This is a genomic window from Mesorhizobium sp. WSM4833 (genome assembly GCF_055811095.1).
Genome location: NZ_JBVVQG010000008.1, coordinates 103,903 through 110,956, shown reverse-complemented (window position 1 = coordinate 110,956; position 7,054 = coordinate 103,903). Strand labels below are relative to the sequence as shown.

Sequence of the window (7,054 nt, the reverse complement as noted above, 5' to 3'; positions counted from 1 at the left end):
ACTGGGGCCCCCCCAGAAACACCCCAACCACCCCGGGGGGTTTAACGGTCTGGGTTTTGTGCAACCCCTTTCGGGTTCTGGGGGGGGCCGGGCGGGGGGTGCACCCGGCCGGCACGCGCGCGGTCTGACTGGGTCAGCCCTGGGAGGGATCAGTTCGTGCCCTTGCCGCCGCACTTGCCGGTGGCAACATTAAAGTTGCCGCAGGACAGAGGCGCGCGCCAATCCGAGATCAGGTCCTTGGAATCAGGCAGATAGTCGGACCATTCGTCGCCCATCACCAGGCCCGGCGTGCGCGACACGGTCTCGAACTGGCCGTCGGCCTGGATTTCGCCGATCAGCACCGGCTTGGTGATGTGGTGGTTCGGCATCATCGTCGAATAGCCGCCGGTCAGGTTCGGCACCGACACGCCGATCATGGCGTCGATGACCTTGTCCGGATCGGTGGTGCCGGCCTTCTCGACCGCCTTCACCCACATGTTGAAGCCGATATAATGGGCCTCCATCGGGTCGTTGGTGGTGCGCTTGTCGTTCTTGATGAACTTGTGCCAGTCGGCGATGAACTTCTTGTTCTCGGGCGTATCGATGCTCTCGAAATAGTTCCAGGCGGCGAGATGGCCGACCAGCGGCGCGGTGTCGAGACCTGCAAGCTCTTCCTCGCCGACCGAGAAGGCCATGACCGGAATGTCCTCGGCCTTGATGCCCTGGTTGCCGAGTTCCTTGTAGAACGGCACGTTGGCGTCGCCGTTGACGGTCGAGACGACGGCGGTCTTCTTGCCGGCCGAACCGAACTTCTTGATCGCCGAAACCTCGGTCTGCCAGTCGGAGAAGCCGAACGGCGTGTAATTGACCATGATGTCTTCAGCCGCCACGCCCTTGGCCTTCAGATAGGCCTCGAGGATCTTGTTGGTGGTGCGCGGATAGACGTAGTCGGTGCCTTCCAGCACCCAGCGCTTAACCGAACCGCCGTCCTCGCTCATCAGATAGTCGACCGCCGGGATCGCCTGCTGGTTCGGCGCCGCACCCGTGTAGAACACGTTGCGCTCGCTCTCCTCGCCCTCATACTGGACCGGATAGAACAGGATGTTGTCGAGTTCGGAGAACACCGGCAGCACCGATTTGCGCGACACCGAGGTCCAGCAGCCGAACACCGCCGCAACCTTGTCCTTGGAGATCAGTTCGCGCGCCTTTTCGGCAAACAGCGGCCAGTTGGAAGCCGGATCGACGACCACCGCCTCGAGCTTCTTGCCGAGCAGGCCGCCCTTGGCGTTCTGCTCGTCGATGAGCATCAGCATGGCGTCCTTCAGTGTCGTCTCCGAAATCGCCATGGTCCCCGAGAGCGAATGGAGAATGCCGACCTTGATCGTGTCGTCGGCGGCCTTGGCCGGAGCCGACATCAACAGGCCGGCGGCGACCGCACCAGCCGAAAACATTTTTGTTATTGTCGAGAAATTACCCCTCATATTACGGACTCCCAAGCTAGTTGATTGCACCGCAACACTACAATGCAACCCCCATGCCAACCGCTCCAGAGATCCCGAAAGGGTACAAATAGTTCATAGATATCAGCGCCTTGGAACATAGGGCTTCCAAAACAAAGAGAGCCGGCCAGAAATCGATTGAGGGAAATTTGCGCAGCTTACACAGTTTTTGCCTAATTTTCGCTCATTCTCCCAGACTGCCTAGATTTTGATCTGAATAGCGGCGCATTGGGCGACCGATGTTGCGGCGCGGTGCAAAAATAGGGCAAGCTCGCTCTTCAAACGAGCGACGTCATGATTTCAGGGATTTCACGCTTTTTCATCGGCATACTGCTTCTGGCCGCAGCAACCGGAGCCGCGCGAGCCGATTTCAGCGATGGCAAGATGCCTGACGGCACCTATCATTGCGAAGTGTACCTGCTTGGCATGTTCCTCAGCCTCGGCGACATCACCATCAAGGGGAACGTCTACAGCGGCCCTGTCTACACCAGCCTCGGCGGCTTCGGCCCCGCTCAGCAAGGGTACAACTACCAAATGGATGCGAACCGCGTGATTTCCTGGCTGGGACCACTGGGCGGCTACACCGCCGGCGGCAACTCGCTGTCGCTGACCCAGGCGACGCTTGACGGCGAAACCGTGCCCTCCTTCGACATCATCATGAAGCAACCCGACGGCGCCTTCACCGCATCGACCTGCACCAAGCAATAAGGGCGGCAAGAAAAAGGCGCGGAACCTTGCGGGTTCCGCGCCAGCAGTCCGTCGGGAGGATGTGACTAGATCGTCTTTGCCGACATCTGCGCGGCGATGTAGTCGGCCTGGCGGATCGCCAGCGACACGATCGTCAGGGTCGGGTTTTCGGCGGCCCCGGTGGTGAACTGGCTGCCGTCCGACACGAACAGGTTCTTGATGTCGTGCGCCTGGCCGTGCTTGTTGACGACGCCGTCTTCCGCTTTCTCGCTCATCCGGTTGGTGCCGAGATTGTGGGTCGAGGGATAGGGCGGCGTCGGGAAGGTGCGGGTGGCGCCGACCGCATCGTAAAGTGCCGTAGCCTGTTTGTAGGCGTGGTTACGCATCGCCGTGTCGTTCGGATGGTCGTCGAAATGCACGTCGGCGATCGGCATGCCGTGTGCGTCCTTCTCGTCTGCATGCAGCGTGATGCGGTTCTCCGCGCGCGGCATGTCCTCACCGACGATCCACAGGCCGGCCATGTGGTCGTAGTGATCGAGTGCGGTGGTGAACGAGCGCCCCCAGGCGCCCGGATCGAGGAATGCGGCCATGAACGGCAGGCCGAGCGACAGCGTCTCGAACTCGTAGCCGCCCACGAACCCACGCGACGGATCATGCCGCGCCTCGTCGCGGATGATGCCGGCCATGGTGGTGCCGCGATACATATGCACCGGCCTGTCGAAGATGGCATAGACCGAGCCGGTGGTGTGGCGCATGTAGTTCTTGCCGACCTGGCCCGACGAGTTGGCAAGCCCATCGGGGAATTTTCCCGACGCCGAATTGAGCAGCAGCCTTGGGCTCTCGATCGAGTTGCCGGCAACCGCGACGATGCGCGCCTTCTGCTCCTGCAGCTTGCCGTCCTTGTCGGCGTAGACGACGCCGGTCACCTTTCCGCTGGCGTCGTGGTTGATCTTGATCGCCATGGCATTCGGCCTGACTTCGAGATGGCCTGTCGCCTCGCCCTTGGGGATCTCGGTGTAGAGCGTCGACCATTTGGCGCCCCATTTACAGCCCTGGAAGCAGAAGCCGGTTTGCTGGCAGGAATTACGATCGTCGCGATCGACCGAGTTGATGGCCATGTTGCCGGTGTGGCATTCCTTGTAGCCGAGCTTGTCGGCGCCGGCCTTCAACACCTTGAAATTGTTGTTGCCCGGCAGCCGCGGCCAGTCATTGGTGCCGGTGACGCCCATCTTGGCCTCGGCCTTGGCGTAGTAGGGCTCCATCTCGGCCAGCGTGATCGGCCAATCGAGCAGGTTGGCGCCTTCCAGTTTGCCATAGGTCGAGAGCGTCTTGAACTCGTGCTCCTGGAAGCGCAGCGAGGCTCCCGCCCAATGCGTGGTCGAACCGCCGACCGACTTGACGATCCAGGCCGGCAGGTTCGGAAAATCCTTTGCCACGCGCCAGTCGCCGGACGTGGTGCGCTTGTCGGTCCAGGCGAGCTGGGCGAACGAACCCCACTCGTCATTGACGAAATCCTCGTATTCGTGGCGCGCGCCGGCTTCCAGGATGACGACGTCGACACCCTTCTGGGCAAGTTCGTTGCCGAGTGTGCCGCCGCCGGCGCCCGAACCGATGATGACGACCACGCCGTCGTTGTTCAGATCAAATGAAGCTGCCATGGTTTCCTCCCATGATTTCTGTTTGCGGGTTCAGGAACGACGGGTTCAGAGCCACTCGATGTCGTCGAAACCGCGCGCGATGTAGCCGCCCTTGGAATAGGACTCGCCCTCGTAGCCGAAGATCGGCCACACCTCTTTCTGGTTGTAGAGGCCGACCACAAGGCCGCCTCTGATGGCCTGGAAAAACGGCGTCGCCTCGATCTGCTTCAGCACGCCGACGCGCTGGTCTTCCCAGCCGAGGCCGCGATAGCCGCCGTCACCGGATTTCTTGTCGAGGTCGGCGATGCCATCCTCGAGCATCGCCTTGTAGGCGGCGTCCTTGCCGGCCTGCTCGTCATGACCTTTCACGGCAATGGCGTAGTATTTGTCCGGCACCTGATCGTGCGGATAGATGTCACGCGCCATCTGGATCAGCGTCGCCATGGTTTCGGGCTTGAGTGCCGATGTCTCGAGCCCCCAGGCATGTTCAGGACTGATGACGGCGCTACCGGAGATGACGAGCAGCGCGCCGATGCCGCCGCGTTTGAGAAGCTCGCGACGGGAAAGCCCGGGCTTCGCGTCATAGATCGTGACCATTTTATTCCTCCCTGCTTGCTATGTGCACTGTTGAGAGTGCGTTTGCTGGCGCCGCACCTGCCGGCGCGACTGCTATGTCTCCTATTGGAAGCGACCTCCGCGCTGCAGAACCTCGATCTTGTAGCCATCGGGGTCCTCGATGAAGAAAAAGCGGGCGATCAGCGATCCGTCGCGGTTGAACTCGACGATCTTCTTCGGATTCAGGCCAAGCGCACCGAGACGGTCATGTTCGCTGTCGAGGTCGGCGACGGAGACAGCGAAGTGACCGTAGCCGTCGCCGAGCCCGTAAGCTTCCTGCCGATCCTTGTTCACGGTCAGTTCGAGCTCGAACCCTGCCTCGGCATTGCTGAGGTAAAGGAGCGTGAACGTCTCGAAATCCAGCCTGTCGGCGACATTGAGCCCGAAGGCGTTTCTGTAGAAATCGACCGATCGGGTCTCGTCGAGAACCCGGATCATACTGTGGATCGCCTTGGCCAAATCAGTCTCCGCGCTGGTGTGGAGGCGATTATGCGCGGCGCGGACAAAAGGTGGTGGCAGCCGGTTACCACGCCCGCAGCCGCGAACGGGACGAAAGTCCGATTGCCGGACCGGCAATTTTGCCCGAGAATACGTGTGGGGACAGGTCAAGCAGTATCAAACTGGACGCCCGTCCACCCAAGACCAACAATCATGGGAGGTTTGTCGGATGTGCAGGGTGTTTGCGGGCCAGGACCCCGAAGGCTATCGCCAGATCAACCGCTCGATTCGCATCGACGGTCACTCGACCAGCATCCAGCTCGAAGCGACGTTCTGGGCGTTGCTTGACGAGATCGCCGAAAACCAGAACCTGACGACGCCGAAATTCATCTCCAAGCTCTATGACGAAGCCATAGAGATCAACGGCGCCATCCCGAACTTTGCGTCGATGCTGCGCACCACCTGCGCGCTCTATCTGCGCGGCCATCGGCCGGGGATGGATGAGCAGATGGTGCCGAAGCGGCAGGCCGCTTAGCGCATTGCGCTCAGCTTAGTTCTTGCGCGAGCCCTATGAGAAGCCCTCCGGGCCCTCGAATGTAGCAGAGCCGATACACGTCTCTATACTGGACAACTTCGCCTTCGAGCCGCGCACCGCGATTGCGGAGCCTTTCAAGCGTCCCCTCAATGTCGTCCACGGCGAACATGACGCGGAGGTAGCCGAGGGCGTTAACCGGGGCGTTGCGGTGATCCGAGACGGCAGGCGGCGTGAGGAAGCGGGACAGTTCGAGCCGGCTGTGGCCGTCCGGCGTCCGCATCATGGCAATCTCGACGCGTTGATCGCCCAGTCCAGTGACACGTCCGGCCCATTCTCCTTCGATCGTGGCCCGCCCTTCGAGCTCAAGGCCGAGCTCGCCAAAGAAACCAATCGTCTCTTCGAGGTCATCGACGACGATTCCTATGTTGTCCATCCGTTTGAGCGCCATGTGTTCAGTCTACAAGGCGTCGTCCAGGTCGTAAACTCATTAGGCTGCTTGCCAGCTGAGCAGGTATGATCAAGGGGTCCGGAACGCCTCGTGATACGTCGCGGTGGCGCCCTGGTGTCGACCACTACCTCGAACGCCAGCCGGTGTGTGGCTGTCCCTGATTCATGCCTGATGGCACGATGCTGTTTCTATCGGTCCAGTATCCGGCCGCGTATGCCAGGACGCTCTGCAAGAGGCGATGCTGCAGCCCAAGTTCCGGGCGAAAACCGGCTTCCAACAGCACAAGCAGACCTGGTCGACAGTAGACCAAACCCTCGCTAACGATTTTGTGATGTGGTTGACGAGGTCATTTTCATCTCGCAGTCTATCGGCATTCGATCTGCGGCTTAACCTAACTATCGTTGTCATGAATACTTGGGCATCACTTCCCAAGCGCGCTCTCTTATTTTTGAGATTCCTAATATGAACCGTCGCAACCCTGTCCGAATGAATCGGCGTCTTTTCCTGTCCTCGGTCGCAATGTTTACGGCAACCGCGACATCGGCCGGTTTTGCGCGATCGTTCTCGGGCACTTTGCCCTGGACGCCAATGGCATCCGATCCACCGACGCAGGTCGTGGCAGGCGGCTGGCACTTTTTCTCGGCCCAGGAAGCAGCTCTAGTCGAGGCGATCGTCGACCGCATCATTCCGGCCGACGAACTCAGCATGGGCGGCAAGGAAGCCGGTTGCGCCGTCTATATCGACAGGCAGTTGATGGGGGCGTTCGGTGCGTCGAGCCGGCTTTACACGCAAGGCCCGTTTCTGCCTGGACTGCCCACCCAGGGCTATCAGGGCGAGGCCAATCCGGCGCAGCGTTACCGCACCGGGCTTGCCGCCATCGACGCTTTCCTGAAACAGCGGGACGGCAAGACATTCGTCGAGCTCGCACCGGCCGAACAGGATGCCTTCCTGACGGCTATGGAGGCCGGGAAGGTCGACCTGCCCAATGGCGTCAAGGGGCCGGGTTTCTTCGGGCTTCTGCTGCAGAACACCATGGAGGGGTTCTTTGCCGACCCCGTCTATGGCGGCAACAAGGACATGGTCTCGTGGCGCATGCTTGGTTTTCCAGGCGCCCGCTACGACTACCGCGACCATGTCAGCAAACACAATCAGCCATATCCGCAGCCGCCTGTCTCGATCATCGGGCGCCCCGAATGGCTCGGCAAAGGCGCCTGAT

8 protein-coding genes are annotated in these 7,054 nt (G+C 60.8%); 3 read left to right on the top strand and 5 right to left on the bottom strand.

The features are described from left to right. Positions 1–149 precede the first annotated feature (149 nt). A complete protein-coding gene (gene urtA, locus AC0L2D_RS17600; RefSeq protein ID WP_013531849.1) occupies positions 150–1,460 on the bottom strand; it encodes an urea ABC transporter substrate-binding protein in 1,311 nt (436 codons plus the stop codon). 312 nt (positions 1,461–1,772) lie between these two features. Between urtA and AC0L2D_RS17595 the strand changes: the two genes are divergently transcribed. Next, positions 1,773–2,186, top strand: coding sequence for a hypothetical protein (locus AC0L2D_RS17595; RefSeq protein ID WP_473541665.1), 414 nt, complete (start codon positions 1,773–1,775; stop codon positions 2,184–2,186). Positions 2,187–2,251: 65 nt separating this feature from the next. Here the strand turns inward: AC0L2D_RS17595 and AC0L2D_RS17590 are convergent, their stop codons facing one another. The 3 genes from AC0L2D_RS17590 to AC0L2D_RS17580 all read right to left on the bottom strand — a co-directional run bounded on the left by AC0L2D_RS17590 (position 2,252) and on the right by AC0L2D_RS17580 (position 4,876). Next, positions 2,252–3,823 (bottom strand): GMC family oxidoreductase, encoded by a 1,572-nt coding sequence (locus AC0L2D_RS17590; RefSeq protein ID WP_013531851.1) that lies wholly within the window; start codon positions 3,821–3,823, stop codon positions 2,252–2,254. Positions 3,824–3,868: 45 nt separating this feature from the next. Continuing rightward, entirely contained in the window at positions 3,869–4,399 is a 531-nt protein-coding gene (locus AC0L2D_RS17585) for a hypothetical protein (protein WP_027161508.1), read from the bottom strand. An 81-nt stretch (positions 4,400–4,480) separates the two neighbouring features. Continuing rightward, a complete protein-coding gene (locus AC0L2D_RS17580; RefSeq protein WP_027161507.1) occupies positions 4,481–4,876 on the bottom strand; it encodes a VOC family protein in 396 nt (131 codons plus the stop codon). 208 nt (positions 4,877–5,084) lie between these two features. On the opposite strand from AC0L2D_RS17580, the gene AC0L2D_RS17575 reads away from it, so the two are divergent. After that, entirely contained in the window at positions 5,085–5,390 is a 306-nt protein-coding gene (locus AC0L2D_RS17575; RefSeq protein ID WP_063167926.1) for a ribbon-helix-helix domain-containing protein, read from the top strand. A gap of 10 nt (positions 5,391–5,400) precedes the next feature. Here the strand turns inward: AC0L2D_RS17575 and AC0L2D_RS17570 are convergent, their stop codons facing one another. Continuing rightward, complete coding sequence (locus AC0L2D_RS17570; protein WP_063167925.1) at positions 5,401–5,838, bottom strand: VOC family protein; 438 nt, start codon at positions 5,836–5,838, stop codon at positions 5,401–5,403. Positions 5,839–6,426: 588 nt separating this feature from the next. Between AC0L2D_RS17570 and AC0L2D_RS17565 the strand changes: the two genes are divergently transcribed. Beyond that, positions 6,427–7,053, top strand: a complete 627-nt coding sequence (locus AC0L2D_RS17565; protein ID WP_224619294.1) for a gluconate 2-dehydrogenase subunit 3 family protein — start codon at positions 6,427–6,429, stop codon at positions 7,051–7,053. The last annotated feature ends 1 nt before the right edge of the window (position 7,054 follow it).

What these genes read in the sequence shown, in the direction of transcription:
- AC0L2D_RS17590 (WP_013531851.1), bottom strand. Translation starts at nt 3,823, where the DNA reads ATGGCAGCTTCATTTGATCTGAACAACGACGGCGTGGTCGTCATCATC.
- AC0L2D_RS17575 (WP_063167926.1), top strand. Translation starts at nt 5,085, where the DNA reads ATGTGCAGGGTGTTTGCGGGCCAGGACCCCGAAGGCTATCGCCAGATC.
- AC0L2D_RS17570 (WP_063167925.1), bottom strand. Translation starts at nt 5,838, where the DNA reads ATGGCGCTCAAACGGATGGACAACATAGGAATCGTCGTCGATGACCTC.
- AC0L2D_RS17585 (WP_027161508.1), bottom strand. Translation starts at nt 4,399, where the DNA reads ATGGTCACGATCTATGACGCGAAGCCCGGGCTTTCCCGTCGCGAGCTT.
- AC0L2D_RS17565 (WP_224619294.1), top strand. Translation starts at nt 6,427, where the DNA reads ATGGCATCCGATCCACCGACGCAGGTCGTGGCAGGCGGCTGGCACTTT.
- urtA (WP_013531849.1), bottom strand. Translation starts at nt 1,460, where the DNA reads ATGAGGGGTAATTTCTCGACAATAACAAAAATGTTTTCGGCTGGTGCG.
- AC0L2D_RS17595 (WP_473541665.1), top strand. Translation starts at nt 1,773, where the DNA reads ATGATTTCAGGGATTTCACGCTTTTTCATCGGCATACTGCTTCTGGCC.